A 22,925-nucleotide genomic window follows, 5' to 3' on the forward strand; every position below is an offset into this window, starting at 1 on the left:
GGCCCGGTTATTCAATCAATTACTGCCCGGCTTTTTGTAGCGCCGTCCGGGTCAACCTTCTGCCGAGTTGCTTTTCCTCGTAGCTGATGTCGTTGAGCAAACCGTTATAAACCTCGTCAGTCATTCGCTCATCGGTGAACACAACGTTCTCCTGGACACCCACTTGCCGGCAGAGGTCTTGCAGTCGTTGTTTGAGTGCCCGTCGTTGCGGTAACGCCGATCCCCTTGAATCGACCCAGGCACGCTGAGCGTCGCGCAGCTCATCGAGCAGGTCGGTCTTGGTCTCAAAGCGTCGGGCATTGCGTTGAAACTCGCTCGGGTGAGTGTCGCGCAAGTATTTTTCCCAGAAAGGCTGGTCGAGCATGTCGTTGACCAGCCCATCGCCTCCTTCCATGGACACAACCGTATTAAAGGCCGACTCAAGCGTGTCGAGGCTTACCCCGGCAATTTCTCGATGCAGCATCGCTTCAGATTGCCAGGGCAAACCGAGACGTTGAGCAAGGCCGGTTTCGTAGGCGAGGTACACCTCAACCTCATCGGGAGCGCCGGACCTGCTGCCGAAATCCGCACGTGCAATGTCATCCACACGCGCCAGGCGGGCGGCACCTTTTGCCAGGAGCACTAACCTGCTTTCAAGCTCCGCGGATGACGTCGACAGGGCATAAGCTTCGCTGGCAAGCACCTTGATCCCCATGTGGTTGAAAACCTGTGCGCCCGCGTCGGCGCAGGTGGTGGGTGCCGTGGCCATTTCGAAAAGCTCTTTGCGCAACTCGCTGTCCAGATCGATGGCCTCGATCATGCGCCAAACCCGTGTCGATAATTGCTTGCGCAACTCACCTCCTGCCCGGTAATCGGCCGAGAGAGTCTGTTTCTGAATCAGTTCGAAGAACCCGTCACTACCGGGTTCGGCCATCAAGTCATGCCAGGCTTCGTGCCGGAAGGTGCCCAACCCTGCCGTGGCGTTATTCCACCATACGGAGTCGTCAGAGATCGGCCATTGATCAATCGCGTGCTCGGCCGCAGGAGAATAGGGGTGGTCGGGGCTAAGCCCTACCGATTTTCGGTAGTCTTCGTAGGCGATGCGGTTTGCGTCCGACAGGTGCGGCCCAACCAGTCGCGCGCGAGCAATGACGCGGGCTTCATCGGACCCAAGGGGCACTCTCGGTATTTCAATGAGAGGGTTGTCCAACAGGTCCAGGAAGAAGCCCTTCGGCCGGCGTTTCTTGAACAGCCCGTCAGGCCAGGTGGTTGTGCCGCTATTGCTCAAGCTCAGGATTCTCAGTTTAGGCATGCGTTCGACATTCGGCAGCATCCCTAACTGAGGGTTGTCATCGAGCCTGATGGTTTCCATACGGGTCAGATTTCTCAGATGCTCTACCGCTGTAGGTGTCAATTTGATCCGGTTGCTCGTCAGGCGTAGCGTTCGAAGGAAATGCATCTTGCCAATCCCTTCCGGTAACTGAGTCAATCGGCAACCCCTGGCACTCAGGTGCGAAAGACGAGGAAAGTCTTTCAACAAACCGTTGGCGTCAGGAGAAAAGCGCGTACGGTCAAGGCTCAGGGTGTTCACCTGGTCGAGGTAGTACTTGATGTCGGGCAGTTTTTTCCACCAGCGCTCCAGATCGTAACGACTGAACTCCGTTGACAAGTCCAGTGCATAACCCGCTTCAGCGGAGGTACTGCGCTCACCGAAGACGGTCGATTTTCGTTCGAAACATTCGATCAGCCGGTCGGTAATGTGCTGTCCGCCATTGTCTCTGAACGAATTGGCGCCTGGCCCCCAGCCATCGGGTTGCTGATAGCGCCACTTGTTGAGCGTCTCCTTCAGGTTGTACAGATCGCGGTCAAGCCGCCGAATGGTCTCAAGTGCCTGATCGTGCGAGCCAAGGGATCGAATAAACGTATTGACCTCCCGTTCGGACAAATGGGGATACAGATCTTGCACACTTTCTTCCAGGGTCGCTGCCGTCCTGGAAATCACGGGACCCCGAAGAAGGATGGCTGTTTGTGGGTCTGCAACCGGGCGAATCGGTGGTTCAAGCAATGCTGTGCGACGCTCGGCGGGTGCCTCGGTTTTTGCCATCACCCATTGTTTGAACTGCCGGCCCTGGCCCGTCCGATAACCCAGTTGAATGCGCTTTTCCGCGGGCAGGGCGTAGAGGATCGAGTCGAAGAAGTCGTCGCCTTCATGCAAGGTACGGTCAGCGCCATCGCGCACCTCGTATTTTGCATGTTCATCTCTAATCAGCAGCCGAACGGTCGTTGCCTTGTCACTGCCAACGCTGCAACGCAACGGACCGTCAAAGGTGCCGTCGCGCACTTCGGTGCGTAGATCGTTAAAGGTATCGGTGTGGATTCTGAGTGCGTTCAGTGCCAGCCTTTCGGTATCGGGTGTCAGCCAGGCATCGCCATACAGCCCTTCATAGGCATGGCTGGCGCGAGCCTCGAATGCAAACTCCCGGGCCTGTGTTTTCAAGTCCAAAGGCAGGCGTTGTTCCTGTTTCATGCGCTCGAGATCAGCGCGACTGGCATGGCCCAGCAGTTTTTCGGCGGCACTTTTTGGGAGCTCGGGCACGCTCTGTGCGAGCTGTTGAAGCTGCGGGTTATCTGACCTTTCACTGGCCTGGTAGTGCTGATTGAAAATATCCATTTTCAGGGCGTCTGCTTTATCAGCCAACCGATTGCGCAACACTTGCAGTTGCTCCTCCTTGGGCACTCGCCGGCCGAACAGGTGCTTGAGTTCTTCCTCATCAAGAAAGGCAATGATGCTCTCTGGCAGCTTGCCACTCATGACGTGGGAGAGGTCGTTGGCAAGCGTGCGATCGGCGGTGGCGGCGGGGTTTCCATACTGGCGAAAGTGTCCGGTCTGGCTGGAATCTGCATACACCTTCAGCGCCTTGTCGGCAGGCCAACCCTCCAGCGAGGTCGGGAGGTTTTCGAACCAATAGGATGTCGGGGCAAGAGGCTTGCCCAAGCGGATCCGCATGCCGGCCTGTGCCACCTCCTTCTGAATGTTGAAACGGTTAAGGCTATCGGTCAGCAGCGGCGGTGGCGGCGCATTGTCCATGTGCATCTTGCGCAGGGCATTGTCCTCGGTGCCGCTGATGGTGCGAATCCGTTCAAGTTCGGCGTCACTCAGGCCCGCCACGCTGTGCCCCAGACGGCGCATCAAGGTCGAGCCTTCCCACTCGCGCGGGTTCTCGGCTTCGTGGGTCCAGGCGCCCATACCGTTGTGTTTCAATTCGGGTCGATAGGCGTCGGCGCGGCGTGGGTGCTTGATGCGGTAGTTGCCCGTGATCGGGTCCTGTTGCACCGCGTAGTGTTTGTTCTCCAGCGGCAGGATGTTCTGGCTTTCGTGGGTGTGCAGACCTTGCTCATCGGGAAGGGAAGTGGCTGGCAACTGGAGGTTCGACTGTTCGTAGGGTTTGAGGTCGGGGTGCCACAGGCGTTGCTGGCCATTGGGCAGTTGCACGGGTTTCATGCCTTCGATCAAGGGTGAAAGTTTCAAGCGAGCGAGCTTGCCAATCTGTGCGCCCGCGGCGAAGTCCGCCAACTGGATAATGTCTGTTACTACCCCGACGATATGCTCGGCGGCTTCGCTCCACTGCCCCTCGGCAAGGTCCACGATGGACGTGATGACTTCGCTGGTGAGCTGATACGCGGTGTACACCATCATCAATTCGCCCAGACCGGGGACGAACGGGGCGACGATCATCAGGGCGACATTGAAGATGTCCGAGATGATTTTTTTGAAATTGTCCCACCAGGCCCAGCGGGCATTGCTGTCCGTGTCGGCGGTGGACACTGCAACATGTTTGGCGTCATTGAGCATCTTGTTGAGCTTTTTCTGGTACAGATGGGTCCAGACATCGCCCGTGATCGGTGCAACGCTCAATTGAATCTTGGGGTTGACCACGGGCTCCTCCCGCCACACTGGGCGTTGGTCCAACGCTTCTTTTTCATGCCGGGTGATCTTGAACAGGCGTTGCTGGAGTTCGGCGAAAAAGTGGCCGCGCTGTGGTTGGTCGACGAACTGGCTGAAGTACTGGCGATAGGTCATTTTTGAGGATTCGATGAAGTCGTTGTCGCGCAGTTGGCGAGTCAGTTCATTCATGAAATCAGTGCTCGAGGCGTATTCCTTGAGCGGATGCTCGGGGTCCTGGGGGACGTAGGCGATCACCGGGACGACTTCCTGTATTCGTTCCAGATCAGCTGATATCAGCACGATGCCGGTCAAGGGTGCGTCCATCAGGGACATCTCGGCGAACTGCACTCTCTTGCCTTTCAGGCGGACGTTGCGCTGGCCATCGAGCATGGCCAGTACCACGTCGCGGGTGTCACGTGCGATGTCGCCGGTCATGGCCGCCAGATGCGTCGCTGCTTTGAACGCGGCCTTCTGACTTTCAATCACCTTGTGTTTCAACCAGGTCTTCGCTAGCGCATCGTCGGGCAGTAAAAAGTTTTCGAGGTGTTCGGTGTAACGAGCGCCAATGTCCAGTTCGCGGCACAGGGTCTGGAACTGGGCAATCGACATTTTGCGTTTAATTGGCTTGATATCGAACAGCCCTCGCCCGTCGGGCTGGCTGATGAAGTCGGAGTCCGCTTCGCAGGTTTCGGATCGGGCGAAGTTATGCAGTGCAGCATCAAGCAGTGAAACTGTACGGGTCACAACGCCCTTGGAGATGTTGATGGCATACCAGGGCCGTTCTTTGGGTAGGTAAAGATGTAAGTAAGTCGTTCTGACATCGTCGTCGACGCCGTATTGTTCTTTTAATGCGGCGCTCAACAAGGGCTCGGCGAATGTATAAATATCCTGTAACTCATTGAGTATTAAATCTACTTTGTTTTGTGATTCCCAAAGTTTCAGGTTGGCGTCTTGTAATGAGTTGTGATTAAAGTTTGAGGCGGTGAACATCCATCGCCCTGAGCCAACGCGCATGGCGTTTAAATCCTTGATTCTCTGGGCTGAAGCGTTTTTGAAAGTGTGAGGGATCCGACTTTTTATAAAGTCATAATGGCGGCCTTTATCGACCGGTGTACGTCCTTGTAAGTCAGGCATCGTTTTAATAAACCTTGAACATTGATGGAGGTCCCAGCCTATCCTCCATCGCTCAAAGTAAAAGTCTGAATTACTGCTGTTAAATAATGGGATGTACTTGCAAAGCATTGAAATTATCAATGCCGAAAATAATTAATTACCACCTCCCCTGATTGTGCGGGCTCCTCAGCGCCGCGCCACCTCGACTGGCAGACACTGCGTGTTACCTCCCGGTTGCAGATACGGCGTCAGAATCGGCGCCATCCCCTTGAGCACTTGCACTGGCAAGGCCGAAGTGAACTTGAACGTTTCGGCCGATTGCCCGGGCACGAACGCAGTCATCGTGCCGAAGTGACGATCGCCAATGTAGAACACGAAGGTCGCGGTGCGGTTAATGGATTTCGAACTCAGAATTCGCCCACCCGAACCGAAGGCTTCGATGCGGTTATCGCCCGTACCGGTTTTGCCGCCCATGGCCAACGGTTTGCCATCAGGCGTGATGAAACTGCCAGAAACACGTTTGGCCGTACCGGCATCGACCACTTGCGACAAGGCTTCGCGCATGGCCGTGGCGACCTCGGAGGGCATGACTCGCTTGCCGGCATCCGGGTCATTAATCAGCTTGGTTTCATACGGCGTGTTCGCTGCGAAGTGCAGGCTGTCGATGCGCAGTGTCGGCATGCGTACGCCGTCGTTGAGGATGGTGCCGATCAGCTCCGCCAATGCTGCCGGACGATCGCCGGAACTGCCGATGGCGGTGGCCAGCGACGGCACCAGGTGATCGAACGGATAGCCGACTTTCTGCCAGCGCTGGTGAATGTCGAGGAACGCCTCGATCTCCAGAATGGTGCGAATGCGGCTGTCGCGGGCACCCTTGTGACGGCTTTTGAACAGCCAACTGTAGACTTCCTGGCGTTCGAACTGGCTGGCTTTGACGATCTGGCTGAACTTGGCGTCGGGGTTGTTCAACAAGTAGCCGATCAACCATAGATCCAGCGGGTGAACCTTGGCGATGAAGCCCTGGTCCGGTAGGTCATAGGCGCCAGGGCCGTAGCTTTCGTAGAGCCGTTGGAGGCGTTCGTCGGTCAGTTTCTCGGTGAGCTTGGCGCCTGTGAGGTGCGAGCGCACGAACATGTTGAAGCTTTGCTGACTGGCCTGTGGCAACAGATAACGATGCACCGCGGCCATGCGGATCGGGGTCGGGTGCATGCTGTCGAGGAAGGTCTCGAGCCGCGCCTGGGTGTCCTTGTTCTTGTACTTCTTCCAGAACTTCAGCAGGAACGACGTGCCTTCGCGGTCGGCAAAAGAAGCCAGGTATTCCTGACGCCGAGGGTCGCGGTCGTCCTTGAGCAGTTCGGCGCTGCTGTTGGGGCCGGAATACGTGGTGTAGCGCACCAGGTCACGCATCAGCCGAATGAACGGCAGGTTGATCGACTCACGCAGGGCATCACGCAGGGTAGGGAGGCGGCCGTTGTCCTCTTTGCGAAAGTTAACGAATGTGTGCAGCCCGCCACCGGTGAAAAAAGCTTCGCCGGGGCTGGCCGAGTATTTGCGATCCAGCGCCGCGCCGAGCATGGCTGGCAAGTTGCGGTCTTTGTTCTGGATCAGGTAATCGACGGCCCAGCGACTCAGGCGGTCCTGATCAGGGACGTCGACCTTCTTCAGTTCCGGGACGGTCATCGTTGCGTACTTATCGTGCAGCTCGGCGATGATCTGCAAATAGGTGGTCAGCACACGCATCTTGGCGGTGGAGCCCAGTTCCAGCTTGCTGCCTTCATTGATATCGAACGGCTGGTCGGTACTGTCGGTCTGCACCCGCACCCGCGAGCCGTCCGGGGTCAGTTCGAACAGCGTGAAGCTGTAGCGCACTTGCGTAGTGCTGGTGGGGGTCAGCAGGCGTTCGCCCATCAAGCCGATCTGCGCCGCAAACGCAGGGTCGGCCAGATGCTTCAGGTACTCGGTAGCCTGGGTTTGCAACTCGCCTTGCAGGGTGCTGGTGGCGGAAAGATCAAGGCGATCGAGGTCGTACAGCGGACGGTTGAGCAACCCGCCCAGACGACTGCGCGCCACGCTGATGCCCTTGTTGGTTTCGATTGGCTGGATGGTTGGCTGTGTCTGCCAGTCGCGATAGGTCACTTTGCTGGCCAATGCCGCTGCTGCGAGTGGCGCATCGATCACGCTATTGAGTGCCAGCAGGCGAATGTGGCTGTCGGTGAGGTCGGCCAGTTCATCGTGGCCCTTGGTCAGGTAGTGGGAAGGGCGGCGCTGGGCAATCATCAAAGACAGCATCTCACGCAGGGCCAGACCTTTTTCCGACATGCTTTTCGGATCTGTCTCCTTGCTGACCAACCGCTCGTTGGCCTGGTTGAAATCGGCGCCGTACCAGACGCGCAAACCTTCGGCCATGCCATGCACTTCACCGTGGCCCGGTACTGCCGACAGGGGCACGCTGTTGAGGTAATCGCGAATCACGTTCTGCCGGGCTTCGAGGGTCTCCGGTCCGGCCTGATAGGCGCGCACGCTGGCGGAAATCATCTGGCGGATTTTTTCCGCCCCCGACACGGTCAGGCCATCGGGCGAATGCCGGTACTTTTCAAGCTGCGTTGCCAGGGTGCTGCCGCCCGCCGACTGGCCCGGCAGGTGCATTAATTTGGCGACCTGGGACCACGCTGCCATGCCGAACCGAGGCCAATCTACCGCGGGGTTGGCCCGGGGCTGACGGGGATCGAGCAGAAAGCGGTTTTCGATGAACAGCAAACTGTTGACCACCACGGGGGGGATCGCCGCAAAGCTTGAATACAGTTGTTGTGGGTATTTGTACTGGTAAAGCGGTGCCGCACGGCAATCGGTGATCGACAATCCAGCCTGGATTTTCTCCGCGTAGGGCACGAAAAAGCCATGGTCGGTGTAGTCCATCAACTTTTGGGAAAACCGGGTCTGTGACGCCACGACGTAGTCACGCTTGATCAGACGCGGCAGGAATTCATCGAGGGAGCTGTAGCCCAGACGCAGGTCGAAAGGACCGGCGCCGGGATAGTGAATGGCATCGCTGGGACCGGGTTTCAGCTCGTAGCTCAGGGTGGCGGCGAATTGGCTGAGTTCACGGGATTGAAACTTCGACGTGCGCATTTCCTTGGCCGCGGCCAGCCCCAGGACAATCAGAATTATCAGCAACAACAACCAGAACGCCCCCCACCCGTGCTTCGTACGACTGCGAGGGGTTTTTTCAGGTAAAGGCGCTTCATCCACACATTCAGTCGGAACCACATTTTTTCTCGGATCGGTTTGCCACAAAACGCCCATAGTCGACTGATCCATTCACGCAGATTGAGAGGACTTGTCTGAAGCTTAGACGGTGGTTGGCCTTGGTGAAAAAATTGTGAACAGGGTTTTCCCGGTTTTTTACGGATCCAAATAGGTCCTGTAGCAGCTGCCGAAGGCTGCGTTCGGCTACTTAGCAGCCGCTAATCCTGTGACCTTGATCTGTCTGTCCTACCGCGGTGTCTGATTTACGTCTGCTGCGCAGTCGAACGCAGCCTTCGGCAGCTGCTACAGGGGGCGGCAGTGTATATGCCCGAGATACTTGGATTAGAGCCATCGGAGCGTAAATGTCACCTAAGTTGGGGACATGACGACGCACCATTACCGTGCAATACTCCGCGCCGTTTCATTGGCGAAAAATCCTACGTAAGGCAGGTAATGCCCCTCCGTAAACCCGACTTTTCCCGAGAGTTCTCGCTGAATGTTGTGGTTTATAGAGTGAAAAACCCTGTCGGAAGCTTTTTATACTGCACGCCCCGCTGATCTTGCAGGTTTTGTCCTGCAAGACGGGTTTGCCCACGAAGCAGGCCCGGTTTCAGAAAGCATTGGCTTACCGGTCAGCGCTTCGACACTCGGTGGTCAATCCAATAACAAGACGAGGTTGTACCCCTATGCCAGGCAATCACCTGCCCAATGGCGAGACCGCTCAAGGCGGCCCGCTCAAACGCGAACTCGGCGAACGGCATATTCGCTTGATGGCGCTCGGTGCCTGTATCGGCGTCGGTCTGTTCCTCGGTTCGGCCAAGGCCATCGAGATGGCTGGCCCGGCAATCATGCTTTCTTACATCATCGGCGGTCTGGCGATCCTGGTGATCATGCGCGCCCTCGGCGAGATGGCGGTGCACAACCCGGTTGCCGGTTCCTTCAGTCGGTATGCTCAAGACTACCTCGGCCCATTGGCGGGCTTCCTGACCGGCTGGAACTACTGGTTCCTGTGGCTCGTGACCTGCGTTGCGGAAATCACTGCGGTGGCGGTGTACATGGGCGTCTGGTTCCCCGATGTGCCGCGCTGGATCTGGGCACTCGCCGCGTTGATCAGCATGGGCTCGATCAACCTGATCGCGGTGAAAGCCTTCGGTGAGTTCGAGTTCTGGTTCGCCCTGATCAAGATCGTCACCATCATTGCGATGGTAGTCGGCGGTATCGGCGTGATCGCTTTCGGCTTCGGCAACGACGGCGTGGCGCTGGGGATTTCCAATCTCTGGGCGCACGGCGGCTTCATGCCCAACGGCGTGCAAGGCGTGTTGATGTCCCTGCAAATGGTGATGTTCGCCTACCTCGGTGTCGAGATGATCGGCCTGACCGCCGGTGAAGCGAAGAACCCGCAGAAGACCATTCCCAATGCGATCGGCTCGGTGTTCTGGCGGATTCTGTTGTTCTACGTCGGTGCGCTGTTCGTGATCCTGTCGATCTACCCGTGGAACGAAATCGGCACTCAGGGCAGCCCGTTCGTGATGACCTTCGAGCGTCTGGGCATCAAGACCGCCGCCGGCATCATCAACTTCGTGGTGATCACCGCGGCACTGTCGTCCTGCAACGGCGGCATCTTCAGCACCGGGCGCATGCTTTACAGCCTGGCGCAGAACGGTCAGGCCCCGGCCGGCTTCGCCAAGACCTCGAACAACGGCGTGCCGCGTCGCGCCTTGCTGCTGTCGATCGGTGCCTTGTTGCTGGGCGTGCTGCTCAACTACCTGGTGCCTGAAAAAGTCTTCGTCTGGGTCACGGCGATTGCCACCTTCGGCGCGATCTGGACCTGGGTGATGATCCTGCTGGCCCAGCTCAAGTTCCGCCAAGGCCTGAGCGCCAGCGAACGTGCCGGCCTGAAATACAAGATGTGGTTGTACCCGGTCAGCTCGTACCTGGCGCTGGCGTTTTTGGTGCTGGTGGTCGGCCTGATGGCGTACTTCCCGGACACCCGCGTGGCGCTCTATGTGGGCCCGGCATTCCTGGTCCTGCTGACGGTGTTGTTCTACGTGTTCAAGCTGCAACCGACCAATGTGTCGCAAGGTGCGGTGCGTTCGGCTTCGTAAGACGTAACGCCTGAAATGAAAAAGCCCCGGTCCATTGGCCGGGGCTTTTGCATTTCAGAGGATCAAAAGATCTTAAGCTGTCGGAACCAAAATCGGGCGATTCAACCGCTTGTTGAAATCCAGCCACGCCCCCAGCAACGCCATCACCCCGGCACCCACCAACGCTGTGAAAACCTGCATGGCAAACGCATCGTCGGTCAGGGCGTTGAGCATGTCCGCCAAGGGCGCCAACAGCACGCCGAGGCAGAAAACTTCCAGTGAGTAGCGCCCCATGCGGCAGCATTGCTGCGCCATCCAGTTTTGCGTCCAGCCGTTGCCGGGCAACAGCCTGGCGGTGACATAAGCCAGCGCCAGGAAGTGCAGCAGACGGACCGGCGACAGATCGGTCTTGCTGATCGGGTACAGCAGGTTGCTCAGGCTGGCTGGCATCACGGCATCGTGTATTTCCGGCCAGCGCCAGGAGACAGTAATCACGCCAGTCACCACCACGTACACTGCCGCGCTGACAAACAAGGGCTGGCGCAACAGCGGGCGAGTGTCGGGCAACCGTGGCCGTTGCCCGTGAATCGCCATAAAGCCGCCGAGGACAAACAGCAGTTGCCAGGTGACGGGGTTGAAGTACCACACACCGTCCTTGATGGCCGCAAGGTTCCAGCCAAACCGCGGTGCCAGCAAGTACACCGCCAATGACACCGCTACGACCGCCCACGGCTTGCGCATCAGCAACGGCAAAACCAGCGGCAATCCCGCCAGCAGCACGATGTACAGCGGCAGCGGGTCCATCAGGTTCGGCTTGAAGCGCAGCAGTAACTCATCCGTCAACGCTTGCTGGGGGTTGGTGATGAAGTGATGCAGGCCCATTTCCTCCACCAGATCGCGGGTTTCCACATGACTGTTGGCGAAGAACACGATGCCCATCAGCATGGCCAGCAGGAAAATATGGACCACGTAGAGCACCCAGGCGCGCCGCAGAATCTTCACGCAGGCGATCAGGTAGCCATCGCGCGCAAGGATTTTGCCGTAGGCCAGAACGGCCGCGTAGCCGGCGAGAAACACGAATATTTCTGCGGCATCGCTGAAACCGACATTGCGCAGGGTGATTTGGCCAAGGGGGTTGTGAGGCACGTGATCCCAAAATATGAAGATCAGTGCCAGGCCGCGAAAAAAGTCGATTCGGTGATCGCGCTCAAACGTCATGACGGCGGGCTCGTGAACGGGTGTTGAGATAAGGAGTAGCCGACGGCGCCAAAGGTTGTGCTCCGCACATCGGCGGCGCGCAGGGTGGCGTGATTCGCAGGTAATTGCAAAACCGGGGTATTACGGGATGTCTCCTGGCGTGAGGAAAGCCTTAACCGCTGGTCTGAAAGGCTGTCCGACCTGTGATTTCTGACAGTAGACAGGTTCAAAGTTTTATGACGTGAGACAGGAGGGTCACCATGAAACTTTTGTGGAAAGGATTTTCCAGCTACACGGTGGTCGGGGTCGCCAACACGCTGATCCACTGGCAAATCTTTTTCCTGCTGAGCGTGGGGGCCGGCTTCAGTCAGGCTGTCAGTAACCTGGCTGCCTTCTGCGTTGCCGCCTCGTTTTCCTTCTACATGAACGCGCTGTATACCTTCGATGCCAAGGCGTCGGTCGGCGGTTATCTTCTATTCTTGGGAACCATGGGGGCGCTGAGTCTGGGCGTCGGCCATGCAGGCGACGTGTGGAGGTTTCACGGCCTGCTGACCGTCTCCCTGTTTTCGGCATTGAGCCTGGTGCTTGGCTTTCTGTTTTCAAAGTACGTGGTCTTTCGCGAGCGTAACGCATGAAAGTCTCGTTGATCGTTCCGGTATTCAATGAAGAACAGGCGATCAGCCTGTTTTATCAGGCCGTGCGTCGCGAGTTGAGGCTTGACCAGGCAGAGGTCGAAATCGTGTTCATCAACGATGGCAGTTCCGACCGGACGGCTGAAGAGGTCAAGGCCTTGGCGCAGGTCGACGAACAGGTATTGCTGATCAATTTCTCGCGCAATTTCGGCAAGGAACCGGCGTTGTTCGCCGGCCTGGAATATGCCACCGGGGATGCGGTGATTCCCATGGATGTCGATTTGCAGGACCCGATCAACGTCATCCCGCGGTTGATTGGCGAATGGCAAAAAGGCGCGGATGTGGTGCTCGCCAAACGCCGGGATCGCACCGCCGAAAGTTACCTGAAACGCCACAGCGCGTCGCTCTTCTACCGTGTGCTGAACCGGATCGCTTACACCCGCATCGAAGAAAATGTCGGGGACTTTCGACTGATGGATCGCAAGGTGGTCAACGTGATTCGCGCACTTCCCGAGCATCAGTTGTTCATGAAGGGCGTGCTGTCATGGGCCGGGTTCACCACCGTGGTAGTGGAATACGAACGAGCCGAGCGAGTGGCGGGCACCAGCAAGTTCAATGGCTGGAAGCTCTGGAACCTGGCGCTGGAAGGCGTGACCTCGTTCAGTACGGTGCCGTTGCGCTTATGGACTTACGTTGGTGGCGGTATTTCGATCTTCGCGGTGCTCTACGCGGTGTACATGGTGCTGGACAAGATTTTCTTCGGCAACAGCGTCCCCGGGTACCCTTCGTTGATGACGGCGATCCTGTTTCTCGGCGGCGTACAACTGATCGGCATCGGCATCCTCGGTGAGTACGTCGGCCGCATCTATATCGAAGCCAAACATCGACCGCGCTATATCGTCAAAGACGTCGTCGGCGGCAAAGACCGGCTCGGGTTTTAGCATGGGCAGGTTCAGCGATTTTTTCAGCAAGGAACTCGGGCGCCGGCAGGTCTGGCTGTTTTTTCTGTTGGCGACCTTTATGTATGTGGTGCCGCTGATTCTCGCGGACTATCCGTATATCGATGACAACTGGCGATCCCTGTCGGCCGGTACGGCCTGGGCGGGGCAGGGGCGGTTATTCACCGAGGTGTTCTACAACCTGCTCACCTTCAGCAATGCTGCGCCGAACATCTTTCCGTTACCGTTGTTGATCGCCACGCTGGTCATTGCGGCGGCGTTGACGAGCTTGACGTTTCATTACTACCCGCAACCGACGATTGCTTGCTGCCTGGTGCTGTTGCCGCTCTGGTACAACCCCTTCTTTCTGCAAAACCTGTCCTATCAATACGACGGCCCCGCCATGGCGTTGAGCCTGGTGGCGGTCATTTACGCCATCACGTTTCATCACCCTTCGCGCATTCTGCAGTGGCTGGTGCCTTCCTTTCTGATTGCCTTGGCGATAGGGCTGTATCAGGTGACCTTCAATGTGTTTCTCGGGTTGTGTTGTCTGGAGGTGCTCAGGAGCGCCAATGACAAACTGGCTTGGTCGAAGTGGTGCGAGTTGATCGGCTGGAAAATCGCTCAGGCCTTCCTGGGCTGCCTGATTTACGCCGTCAGTGCTTATCCGTTCACGCAACAGAATCGCACCCTGCTGCTGAACTGGACCGCGGAGCCGTTGCTGCAATTGCACGTCAACATCGCCAGAGTGCTGGAAAAAGTCGTGCTGCTGTTTCACGGCGGATTTGCCTGGGTGTTCGCCGGGTTGTTGCTGTGTGCCATTGCCGGCGCGGTTCGCCTGGGGCTCAACGTCGCGGCGCGTCAGGACAGCACAGCGAACAAAATGCTGATCGGCCTGATCTGTGTGTTGGCATTACCGGTAGTGACCTTACTGGTGTCGGGTATGGCGCTGTTTTTCAGGGACTTCAATGAAGGCGCCAGGACCCTGATGGGCTTCGCGGTCCTGTTGGTGCTGTTGTTCTATTTGAGTCATCTGGTGCTGACACGAATCCATGAGCGGCTGCCGCTGTTGTTGGTGGTTCCATTGTTGGCGATGCTTTCGATTTCGTATGCCTATGGGCGGGTGCTGACCGTGCAGAAAGCCTTCGCGTCCAGCGCACTATTGAGTCTTGAACACGACATCGCGTCGAATCGACAGCTGCTGGAGGCCAAGCGCATTTACATGTCAGTGACCTATTCCGATCACTGGCTGCTGGGGGCGGCGGGCTCGTTCAAGCAGATGCCGGTGTTGCACTATCTGCTGAACATCGACTTTTTCATGCTGGCCGAGAACCTGCCGAAAGTGGGCATCACCAACGTGGTGGCGGAGAGGGAGCGACGTAACGCGACCCGGGTGGGTTATCAGGGTTATCCACCGGTGCTGGAGAGCCAGTACTACCGGATTTATCTGCTCGGCGATTACGGTTTTATTGTCATGAAAGAACCGGCCCCGATTAAGGCGCTTCACTGGTGAAATGCGAGGGACACGGTTCGCGACGATATCGTTAGAGTGACCGTTGGTCTGGAACCCTCACCTACCTGTTATTTCTGCCAGTAGACCGTTACAGGGTTGTCACTTAGTTTGAAAGGCACGTCAAACAGGGATATTGGCAGGTGCCGGAATGAAAGTGTTATGGAAAGGATTCTCTAGCTACATGGTCATTGGCGTGGTCAATGCACTCATCCTTTGGCAGATTTTTTTCGTACTCACCGTCGCCGCCGATCTCCGTCAGGCCGCCAGCAACCTGGCAGCGTTTTGCGTCGCGGCCAGCTTTTCCGTCTATTTGCATGCGCTTTACACCTTCGAAAGCAAGGCGACGGTGCTTGGCTATCTGTTGTTCAGCACTGTCATGGGCGTCGTGAGCTACGGCGTCGGACGTATTGCCGATCTGTGGCAGGTACAGGGTTTGGTGACAGTGACATCGTTTTGGTTGTTGAACCTGATTGGCGAGTTCTTCTTTTTCAGGTTTGTGGTGTTTCGTGAATGTGAGTCCTGAGGGCTTCTCTGCGGTACCAACCGCCGAAAATGCTCAGACTGGCAATGAGCATCCAGCGTCGCCTGATTCGGCCATTGTTCGACGAAGATAAAGTACCCGGGGTCTTTTTGATCGATGAACAGGTCGTAGGCGATGCACTCAGGTTCCAGTCGAGTCTTCTCGACCAGTTCGGCGTACCACGGGCGGTTTCCTTGGGTTCGGACTTGGTTTTTAAAAGATCGCAGCCTTCGGCAGCTCCTACAAAAGCCCGATCGTGCACAATTCTGTAGGAGCTGGCCGCAGGCTGCGATCTTTTCATGCAATCAGGCGTTCTGTGCCTGGAGAAAAATCGAAAACAGCTCTGACTGGGATTTGATCCCCAGTTTGCTGTACATGTGTTTCTTATGGACTTTCACGGTTTCGACAGAGATTTCCAGCTTGCGGGCGATTTCTTTACTGGAGCAACCGCTGAGCATCAAGCGCCCGACGTCCAGCTCCCGGGCGGTCAATTGCGCGCCTTTGAGTTGCTGCACCGACGCCTCCAGCTGCACGCGCCAGTCGGCTTGCGGCGGTGCGGGCGCGAGGGCCACGACTTCGTTGATTTCGTAGGGCAGGCGCTGGCGCAACAGGCCGAGCACCCAGGGCTGGATCAGCGACAGCAAGGCAATCTCCTGGCCGCTGAAACGTTGCTTGCTGCCCAGTGACAGGCACAGCGTGCGGTCGCCTTCGAGCTGGCAATTGAACTGGATTTCATCGGCCACCACATTCAGACGAAAGTAGCGCTGGTAATACTCGGTCAGCTCGAAATGCTCCGGCGCCACTTCCGACAGGCGATAAAGCCCGGTGCGCGACTGCTCGCGACAGGCGATGTAGAACGGATCGAGCAGGTACAAACCGCGCAGATAGTCCTGGAACAACTGATCGGGACTGCCGTCCGCGCCCGGGCATTCGGCGAACACTTGCGGGTGCTGGTCGGCGCTGAAAAGCAGCGCCACCCAGCTGTCGAAGGTCACGTACTGATCCAGCAAACGCACCAGCTGCGTCCAGAAATTGGGCTTGTCGAGGGCGTCGATCAGTTGCCCGACCGAGCGGTGCCACGCGATGTCGTCTAACGAAAGTGTCATGCCTCTACCCCTATCGGGTTACCCCAGCGGCGTGATTCCCCGGCCGGTGGCTTGCTGCGCATACTGGCGCACAGACACCGACCGGGCAATCTTTCTGCCAGCCTGGTTAAGAACAAGGAATACCCATGAAAGTCGAACTCGCCCAGTTGGCGGGCCGTGACAACGACACGGCTTACAACCTCGAACGCGCTCTGAAGGCGATGGCTGCCTGTGCTGCCGATACGCAGCTGATCGTGTTTCCCGAAACCCACCTGATGGGCTTTCCGTCGCTTGAGGCGCTGGCCGAAACCGCCGAACCGCTGGACGGCCCGACCGTCAGCGCGGTGTTGGCTGCGGCCCGAGAACGCAAGATCGCCGTGGTGATCGGGATGGCCGAGAACGACAACGGCCGCTTCTACAACACCACGTTGCTGATCACCCCCGAAGGTATCGCGCTGAAATATCGCAAGACGCACCTGTGGGCGTCGGATCGCGGGGTGTTCGAGGCTGGCGACCGTTACGCCACGTGTGAGTGGAACGGTGTGCGGGTCGGCCTGCTGATTTGCTACGACATCGAATTCCCGGAAACCGCCCGGGCCCTGGCGCAATTGGGTGCCGAACTGTTGATCGTCACCAACGGCAACATGGACCCGTACGGCCCGACTCACCGCACCGCGATCATGGCCCGCGCCCAGGAAAACCAGGCGTTTGCGCTGATGGTCAACCGGGTGGAAGAGGGCGATGGCGGGTTGGTGTTTGCGGGCGGCAGTGCGCTGGTGGATCCGCTGGGGACTTTGTTGTTCGAGGCCGGGCGTGAGGAAGGACAGTTTGCGGTGGAGTTGGACCTGAATCAGCTGACGGCGGCGCGGCAGGATTATCGGTATCTGGATGATCAGCGGCTGCGGTTGCCGGGGGAGATTGTTGAGCATGCTTGTGGATTGCGGGAGCTGTTGATTCCTGCACGTTAACCGTAAACCCGATCGTTCCCATGCTCTGCGTGGGAATGCAGCCCGGGACGCTCCGCGTCCCAAGAGCGGACGCAGAGCGTCCATTGAGGCATTCCCACGCAGAGCGTGGGAACGATCACGCAACGCCCGTACCTTGCGCCGAACTCGGCTCTGCCATAAATCTAATAAATTCGGAGTAGTCGCTCATGGCTCGTTTGCAACGCACCCTGTCATTGGGTTCGGTGGTGCTGTTCGGCATCGCCTACATGACGCCGATCATCGTGCTCGGCACCTTTGGCATCCTCGCTCAATCCACCGCCGGCATGGTCCCGGCCGCTTACCTGGCGGCGCTGGTGGCGATGTTTTTCACCGCCATGAGTTACGGCCGAATGGCCTCGGCGTTTCCCGTCGCTGGCTCGGCCTATAGCTATGTCCGCAAGGCGATCAGCCCGAAACTCGGTTTCATCGCCGGTTGGGCGGTGCTGCTCGACTACCTGTTCCTGCCGATGGCGATCTGGCTGATCGGCGCGGCCTACCTCAACTCCGCATTCCCGGCCGTGCCGCAGTGGATCTGGGTGCTGGCGTTCATCGGCATTACCAGTGCGATCAACATCGTCGGTCTGAAACTGGCCAACGGCATCAACGCGTTACTGATGCTGGTGCAGTTCCTGGTGCTGATCGCCTTCGTTGCGCTGTGTGTCCATTACGTCGGTGGCGATGCGAGTACGCCGCTGTGGTCAGTCAAACCGTTCTTCAACGGTGACATGCAGATGCCGCTGATCATGAGCGGTGCAGCCATCGCCTGTTATTCATTCCTCGGGTTTGACGCGGTCAGCACCCTGACCGAAGAAACCCGCGACCCGCGCCGCACCATCCCCCGAGCGATCATGCTGATCACCCTGATCGGCGGGTTGATCTTCGTCGGTGTGTCGTACTTCGTGCAGATCGCGCATCCGTCGTTTCAGTTCGACAGCGTCGACTCGGCGGCCTATGAAATTGCCCGCAACATCGGTGGTGACCTGTTCGTGTCGATCTTCCTGATCGGCCTGATCGTCGGCCAGTTTGCGTCGGGCCTGTCGGCTCAGGCCAGCGGCTCGCGGCTGTTGTTCGCCATGGGCCGTGACGGTGTGCTGCCAAAATCGTTCTTCGGCACTTTGCATGAACGCTTTGGCACGCCGGTCAACAGCATCCTGTTGTGCGCCGTGGTCGCTTTGCTGGCACTGAAACTGGATGTCACCACCTCAACCTCGTTCATCAACTTCGGCGCGTTCCTGGCGTTCAGCCTGGTGAACCTGTCGGTGATCTTTCACTACTGGATTGGCGGTGAGCACAAAGGGCTGCGTGAATTCGTATTGTTCCTGCTGTTCCCGTTTATCGGTCTGGCGGCGGATTTGTGGCTGATGGTCAGCCTCGATCACCTGGCGATCTATCTGGGCCTGAGCTGGCTGGCGATTGGCGTGGTGTACCTGGCGGTGTTGACCGGCGGCTTCCGTCGCCAGCCACCGGAGATGGATTTCCAGGAAGCTACGTAGGCGGGAACGGTTTGGATTGGTGAATCGGCAACTGGACCCGAAACGTGGTCCCCACGCCAACTTCACTGCGCACCGTAATATCCCCCCGATGTTTTTTCACGATGCCATAGGACAGGGACAACCCCAGCCCTGTCCCCTGGCCCACCGGTTTGGTGGTGAAGAACGGGTCGAAGATTTTTTGCAGGCAGTCCGGCGCAATGCCGGCGCCGGTGTCTGCGACCTCGATCCATACCGTTTCCGCTTCAAGCCCGGTGCGCAAGGTGATGGTGCCACGCTCCAGGCCGATGGCCTGAGAGGCGTTGACGATCAGGTTCATGATCACCTGATTGATTTGCGAAGGCAGGCATTCGATGTCGGGCAGGTCCTGATATTCCTTGAGCACATCGGCCTTGTACTTGAGTTCGTTGGCGACAATGTTCAAGGTCGATTCGATGCCCTGTTGCAGATTGGCCCACTGCCATTCCTGATTGGAGTCCACCCGGGAGAAGTCCTTCAGGTCCTTGACGATCTGCCCGACCCGGTTGATGCCGTCCTTGGATTCCTTGATCAGCAGCGGAATGTCCTCGCGCAGGAATTCCAGCTCGACCCGTTCGCGCAGTAGGTGCAAACGCTCGACGAGCTCGCTGGAGCCGATCGCCTCTTCCGCATCCCGATAGGCGTCGAGCATTTCCTGCAGCTGTTTGAAGTAGCCATCCAGGGTGCCGAGGTTGGAGGAAATGAAGCCGATGGGGTTGTTGATTTCATGAGCGACGCCGGCCGCGAGTTGCCCCAATGAGGCGAGTTTTTCCGATTGCACCAGTTGGGATTCAAGCTGTTTGCGCTCATCGATTTCCCGCTGCAGTTCAACGCTGGTCTCTGTGAGCTGCCGGGTTCGGTGTTCGACCATTTGCCCTAAATGGTCCATCTGCACGCTGGCCCGTTTGGTCATGTCCCATTTGGTCAGCAGGGTGTTGGCCATCTGCTGGACTTCGATATTGTCGAACGGCTTTTTCAGGATCAGCAGCCGGTCATGGGCCTGCAATCGATCGAGCAGTTCATCCCAGGAATAGTCGGAATAGGCGGTGCACACCACCACTTGCAGGCTCGGGTCGGCCTGCCACAAATGTTCGATGGTCTGCGCACCGTCCCAGCCTTCGGGCATGCGCATGTCGACGAAGGCCAGGGCGTAGGGGCGGTTTTCCTGCAAGGCTTCGTTCAGTTTGCCCAGGCCTTCCTGGCCGCCATAGGCCGAGTCCAGCTCGAACAGTGCGCTGGTCGATTTCACTTCGCTGCCAAACAGCGCGGCCTCCATCTCGTCCAGTTCGACGGTCTCCTCCGGCATGGGCGTGAGAATCTTGCGGAAGTCCACGTGAATGGACGGGGTGTCATCGATCAGCAGAATGCGTCGGTTCGAAAGCTCGCTCATGCTTCCTCCGGTACGGTTTTCAGCGGGATCTGCAACGTGAACATCGCCCCTTTGCCCGGTCCGTCGCTATGGGCGGTGAGGTGGCCATTCATTTCGATGGCGGCCAGGGCGCAGCTGTGCAGGCCGAAGCCATGGCCTTCCTTGCGGGTAGTAAACCCGTGGGCAAAGATGCGCGTCATGTTTTCCTCGGCGATGCCTTCGCCGTCGTCCTTGACGCTGACTTGCAGGGTCTTGTCTTCGACGATTTTGACCCCCAGGGTCATTTGTCGCGGGCGATTGCTGAGGTCGGACATGGCGTATTTGGCGTTGCTGATCAGGTTGATCAGGATCAGCAACAACCGGTGTTTATCACCCATGACTTGCGGCACGTCGCTGTACTCCTTGACCACCGTGACGTGGTGTCGGGTCAGGGCGCCGGAGTTCATGCGCAGGGCGTCTTCCAGCAATTCGCTGATGTGCAGCGGTTCCATCAGGCTGTTGGCGCCCGCGTAGGACTGCTGGGTGGCGACGATGTCCTTGATGTGGTCCACGCTTTTGGTCAACTGGGCCAGTTCGTCGGTCATGCCTTGTTGTTCAAGGGCTATCGCGTCCACCAGTTGATTCAGGTAACCCGGTAGCAACTTGCCTTTTGCGTCCTCGGTCAGAAAGGTGCCGAGGTCGCCTGGGTGTTCGTTGATCAGCTGCATGGCCTTGCCCAGGCCTTGGGCTTTGCTGGCGCGCAGTTTGCGGGTCACCAGGTCGGCTGAAATGTTCACGCTGTTGAGCACGTTGCCGACGTTGTGCAGCACATTGGTGGCGATCTCGGCCATGCCGGCCTGACGCGCGGTGTCGAGCAGTTCGCTCTGGGTATCCTTGAGTTCGCGGGTGCGCTCTTCAACCCGCAGTTCCAGGTCCTCATTGGCGGTTTGCAGGGCTTTGTTGACGCGATTGATCACCGTGAAACTGCGCATCAGGTGAATCGCCAGGTACACCAGCAGCAACACCAGCAGCACCGAAAACAACAGCATGTAGAAGTGATAGCGCTGGTCGACCGCATCGGTCTGCTGCTGGTCCGTGTTCAGCAGGTTGGTAATGTCGTCCAGGCGTTGGGCCACGGGAACATCTTCGATGTTTTCCAGTAACCGATTGACCACGGGTTGTTCGCGCAGGATCAGCGCGATGTGGTTGCTCAGAATATCGATCGGGCTGTGGAACTGCTCCGGCAATCGCAGTTTGTTGACCCCCAGTTTGTTCAGCCCGAGCAGGATGTCGGCGGCCTTGTCGTCGGAGGTGACCTGGGCGAACTCCAGGCTGCTGAGCAGCAAGTCATAGGTGTCGGTGGCGATGTTCTGCAGTTGCAGTTTGTCGCCATCCACCACCTGGGTCAGTTGCCCTTGAATGTCGTCTTCTGCGGTCGGCAGAAATGCCAGCGAGTTGCGCAGCACCGCATTGTGAGACTTGAACTGTTCCACCAGACGGGTCTTTTCCTGGATGGCGGCGAGGTAGGCCTCATGGCTCGCACGCCAGATGGGTGATTGGTTACGACCGTGTTTGGATTCCATGGTGTCGAACCGTTCCCATAGCACCGACATCTGGGTCGGTGGTGTGACCAGTGGATCGTAGTTGTGACTGATGGCGATCCTGGCCTTGAGGATCTCGGTTTCCCACTGCGCGTTCAATTGTTTGATCCGGCCGATCAGGTCCCGGGATTCGGCGTAGGTCGTCGTCTGGTTCGAACTGGATTTGAGGTATAGAAACAGCAACATCGAGGCCAGCAGCACGGCCACCAAACCGAGCAGCATCAGGTTGCGACGAGGGGCAATATTCATAAGGGCTTTCCTCCCCATTCGCCGGTCAGGGTCTTGAGGAATTTGATGATCAGGGTCTTGTCGTCGACAGAGGGGTCACGGCCGAGCTGGAACTTGAACATCACGTCCACCGCCTCTTCGAGGGTTTTGGCCGAACCGTCATGAAAGTACGGCGCGGTCACGGCGACATTACGCAAGCTCGGCACCTTGAACACATTGCGGTCCTCGTCATCCTTGGTGACCAGATAACGGCCCAGGTCAGAGTCGGTAGGGTTGCCACGTTTCTGGAAGTAATCGCCCATGACCCCGAACTTCTGGTACATGTTGCCGCCGATGTTCACCCCTTGGTGGCAGGCGATGCAGCCGTAGTCCTTGAAGCGTTGGTAACCGTACTTTTCGTCTTTGCTGAGAATGTCGGTATCGCCCATCAGGTATTGGTCGAAACGCGAGTTGGCACTGATCAGCGTTCGTTCATAGGTGGCCAGGGCATTTTGCGCATTGTTCATGGTCACGCCGTCGGGGTAGGCGTTACTGAACGAGGTCTTATAAGCCGGGTCAGCGGACAGCACTTCCACCACGTGTACCCAGTTGCTGCCCATTTCGGCGGGGCTCTGCACCACTTCGTGGATTTGGGTTTCCAGTGTGTCGGCGCGGCCGTTCCAGAATTGCCGGAAATTCAGGCTGGAGTTGAACACGCTGGGGGTGTTGATCGTCACTGGAACGCCGTTGAACCCGATGGAAAACGCCTTGTTGTCGGCGCCGCCGTTTTCCAGTCGATGACAACTGGCGCAGGACAGTGAGTTGTTGACCGACAAACGTGTCTCGTTGAACAACTGGCGACCGAGTTCGATCCGCAGCGGATTTTGCTGGGGCACCGCCGGCAGTGGTTTGAGCGGTTCATCCAGTGGCGCGGCACCGGCGCTCAGGCAGAGCCCGAACAACGGCGCTAATAGCAGGCGGTGAAAGGAAGGCGACATCTGATGATTCCTTGGCTTGGGGCC

The 22,925-nt window shown here is 57.9% G+C and carries 14 protein-coding genes and 2 pseudogenes; 7 read left to right on the plus strand and 9 right to left on the minus strand.

Annotated elements, in window-relative coordinates; translation table 11 throughout:
- Positions 1–19 precede the first annotated feature (19 nt).
- Positions 20–5,167, minus strand: a complete 5,148-nt coding sequence (locus tag ACMXYI_RS12410) for an NEL-type E3 ubiquitin ligase domain-containing protein (RefSeq protein ID WP_415773417.1) — start codon at positions 5,165–5,167, stop codon at positions 20–22.
- A gap of 57 nt (positions 5,168–5,224) precedes the next feature.
- Entirely contained in the window at positions 5,225–8,341 is a 3,117-nt protein-coding gene (locus ACMXYI_RS12415; protein ID WP_415773418.1) for a transglycosylase domain-containing protein, read from the minus strand.
- A 629-nt stretch (positions 8,342–8,970) separates the two neighbouring features.
- Here ACMXYI_RS12415 and ACMXYI_RS12420 point away from each other — a divergent pair.
- Complete coding sequence (locus ACMXYI_RS12420; protein ID WP_046054651.1) at positions 8,971–10,389, plus strand: amino acid permease; 1,419 nt, start codon at positions 8,971–8,973, stop codon at positions 10,387–10,389.
- Positions 10,390–10,461: 72 nt separating this feature from the next.
- Here ACMXYI_RS12420 and ACMXYI_RS12425 read toward each other — a convergent pair whose 3' ends face one another.
- Complete coding sequence (locus tag ACMXYI_RS12425) at positions 10,462–11,586, minus strand: OpgC family protein (RefSeq protein ID WP_415773419.1); 1,125 nt, start codon at positions 11,584–11,586, stop codon at positions 10,462–10,464.
- A 239-nt stretch (positions 11,587–11,825) separates the two neighbouring features.
- Between ACMXYI_RS12425 and ACMXYI_RS12430 the strand changes: the two genes are divergently transcribed.
- From ACMXYI_RS12430 to ACMXYI_RS12445, 4 genes are all read left to right on the plus strand, one after another.
- Positions 11,826–12,200, plus strand: a complete 375-nt coding sequence (locus tag ACMXYI_RS12430; protein ID WP_415773420.1) for a GtrA family protein — start codon at positions 11,826–11,828, stop codon at positions 12,198–12,200.
- A complete protein-coding gene (locus tag ACMXYI_RS12435; protein WP_415773421.1) occupies positions 12,197–13,138 on the plus strand; it encodes a glycosyltransferase family 2 protein in 942 nt (313 codons plus the stop codon). The genes ACMXYI_RS12430 and ACMXYI_RS12435 overlap by 4 nt, the downstream gene beginning before the upstream one ends.
- 1 nt (position 13,139) lies before the next feature.
- Entirely contained in the window at positions 13,140–14,648 is a 1,509-nt protein-coding gene (locus tag ACMXYI_RS12440) for a glucosyltransferase domain-containing protein (protein ID WP_415773422.1), read from the plus strand.
- 148 nt (positions 14,649–14,796) lie between these two features.
- Positions 14,797–15,171, plus strand: a complete 375-nt coding sequence (locus tag ACMXYI_RS12445; protein WP_415773424.1) for a GtrA family protein — start codon at positions 14,797–14,799, stop codon at positions 15,169–15,171.
- Between the two features lie 8 nt (positions 15,172–15,179).
- Here ACMXYI_RS12445 and ACMXYI_RS12450 read toward each other — a convergent pair.
- Both ACMXYI_RS12450 and ACMXYI_RS12455 read right to left on the minus strand, forming a co-directional pair.
- A pseudogene (locus tag ACMXYI_RS12450) lies at positions 15,180–15,395 on the minus strand (putative quinol monooxygenase); the annotation flags it as partial.
- A gap of 78 nt (positions 15,396–15,473) precedes the next feature.
- Positions 15,474–16,274 (minus strand): helix-turn-helix transcriptional regulator, encoded by an 801-nt coding sequence (locus tag ACMXYI_RS12455; RefSeq protein WP_415773426.1) that lies wholly within the window; start codon positions 16,272–16,274, stop codon positions 15,474–15,476.
- Positions 16,275–16,399: 125 nt separating this feature from the next.
- Between ACMXYI_RS12455 and ACMXYI_RS12460 the strand changes: the two genes are divergently transcribed.
- Together ACMXYI_RS12460 and ACMXYI_RS12465 are read left to right on the plus strand one after the other, a co-directional pair.
- Entirely contained in the window at positions 16,400–17,221 is an 822-nt protein-coding gene (locus ACMXYI_RS12460) for a carbon-nitrogen hydrolase family protein (protein WP_415773427.1), read from the plus strand.
- Positions 17,222–17,406: 185 nt separating this feature from the next.
- Positions 17,407–18,732 (plus strand): APC family permease, encoded by a 1,326-nt coding sequence (locus ACMXYI_RS12465; RefSeq protein WP_149419868.1) that lies wholly within the window; start codon positions 17,407–17,409, stop codon positions 18,730–18,732.
- Here ACMXYI_RS12465 and ACMXYI_RS12470 read toward each other — a convergent pair.
- From ACMXYI_RS12470 to ACMXYI_RS12485, 4 genes and pseudogenes are all read right to left on the minus strand, one after another.
- Positions 18,725–19,399 carry an ATP-binding protein gene (locus ACMXYI_RS12470; RefSeq protein WP_415773890.1) on the minus strand — a complete coding sequence of 225 codons (675 nt, stop codon included), beginning with the start codon at positions 19,397–19,399 and terminating at the stop codon, positions 18,725–18,727. The two genes, ACMXYI_RS12465 and ACMXYI_RS12470, sit on opposite strands and share 8 nt — an antisense overlap.
- A gap of 57 nt (positions 19,400–19,456) precedes the next feature.
- Positions 19,457–19,543 (minus strand): annotated as a pseudogene (locus ACMXYI_RS12475) (hypothetical protein); the annotation flags it as partial.
- 590 nt (positions 19,544–20,133) lie between these two features.
- Complete coding sequence (locus ACMXYI_RS12480; RefSeq protein ID WP_415773428.1) at positions 20,134–21,945, minus strand: DAHL domain-containing protein; 1,812 nt, start codon at positions 21,943–21,945, stop codon at positions 20,134–20,136.
- Complete coding sequence (locus ACMXYI_RS12485) at positions 21,942–22,901, minus strand: cytochrome-c peroxidase (RefSeq protein WP_415773429.1); 960 nt, start codon at positions 22,899–22,901, stop codon at positions 21,942–21,944. The genes ACMXYI_RS12480 and ACMXYI_RS12485 overlap by 4 nt, the downstream gene beginning before the upstream one ends.
- Positions 22,902–22,925 lie beyond the last annotated feature (24 nt).

It is taken from the genome of Pseudomonas lyxosi, from assembly GCF_047758685.1.
Classification (GTDB): domain Bacteria; phylum Pseudomonadota; class Gammaproteobacteria; order Pseudomonadales; family Pseudomonadaceae; genus Aquipseudomonas; species Aquipseudomonas lyxosi.

What these genes read in the sequence shown, in the direction of transcription:
- ACMXYI_RS12410 (WP_415773417.1), bottom strand. Translation starts at nt 5,167, where the DNA reads ATGCTTTGCAAGTACATCCCATTATTTAACAGCAGTAATTCAGACTTT.
- ACMXYI_RS12415 (WP_415773418.1), bottom strand. Translation starts at nt 8,341, where the DNA reads ATGGGCGTTTTGTGGCAAACCGATCCGAGAAAAAATGTGGTTCCGACT.
- ACMXYI_RS12420 (WP_046054651.1), top strand. Translation starts at nt 8,971, where the DNA reads ATGCCAGGCAATCACCTGCCCAATGGCGAGACCGCTCAAGGCGGCCCG.
- ACMXYI_RS12425 (WP_415773419.1), bottom strand. Translation starts at nt 11,586, where the DNA reads ATGACGTTTGAGCGCGATCACCGAATCGACTTTTTTCGCGGCCTGGCA.
- ACMXYI_RS12430 (WP_415773420.1), top strand. Translation starts at nt 11,826, where the DNA reads ATGAAACTTTTGTGGAAAGGATTTTCCAGCTACACGGTGGTCGGGGTC.
- ACMXYI_RS12435 (WP_415773421.1), top strand. Translation starts at nt 12,197, where the DNA reads ATGAAAGTCTCGTTGATCGTTCCGGTATTCAATGAAGAACAGGCGATC.
- ACMXYI_RS12440 (WP_415773422.1), top strand. Translation starts at nt 13,140, where the DNA reads ATGGGCAGGTTCAGCGATTTTTTCAGCAAGGAACTCGGGCGCCGGCAG.
- ACMXYI_RS12445 (WP_415773424.1), top strand. Translation starts at nt 14,797, where the DNA reads ATGAAAGTGTTATGGAAAGGATTCTCTAGCTACATGGTCATTGGCGTG.
- ACMXYI_RS12455 (WP_415773426.1), bottom strand. Translation starts at nt 16,274, where the DNA reads ATGACACTTTCGTTAGACGACATCGCGTGGCACCGCTCGGTCGGGCAA.
- ACMXYI_RS12460 (WP_415773427.1), top strand. Translation starts at nt 16,400, where the DNA reads ATGAAAGTCGAACTCGCCCAGTTGGCGGGCCGTGACAACGACACGGCT.
- ACMXYI_RS12465 (WP_149419868.1), top strand. Translation starts at nt 17,407, where the DNA reads ATGGCTCGTTTGCAACGCACCCTGTCATTGGGTTCGGTGGTGCTGTTC.
- ACMXYI_RS12470 (WP_415773890.1), bottom strand. Translation starts at nt 19,399, where the DNA reads ATGCTCGACGCCTATCGGGATGCGGAAGAGGCGATCGGCTCCAGCGAG.
- ACMXYI_RS12480 (WP_415773428.1), bottom strand. Translation starts at nt 21,945, where the DNA reads ATGAATATTGCCCCTCGTCGCAACCTGATGCTGCTCGGTTTGGTGGCC.
- ACMXYI_RS12485 (WP_415773429.1), bottom strand. Translation starts at nt 22,901, where the DNA reads ATGTCGCCTTCCTTTCACCGCCTGCTATTAGCGCCGTTGTTCGGGCTC.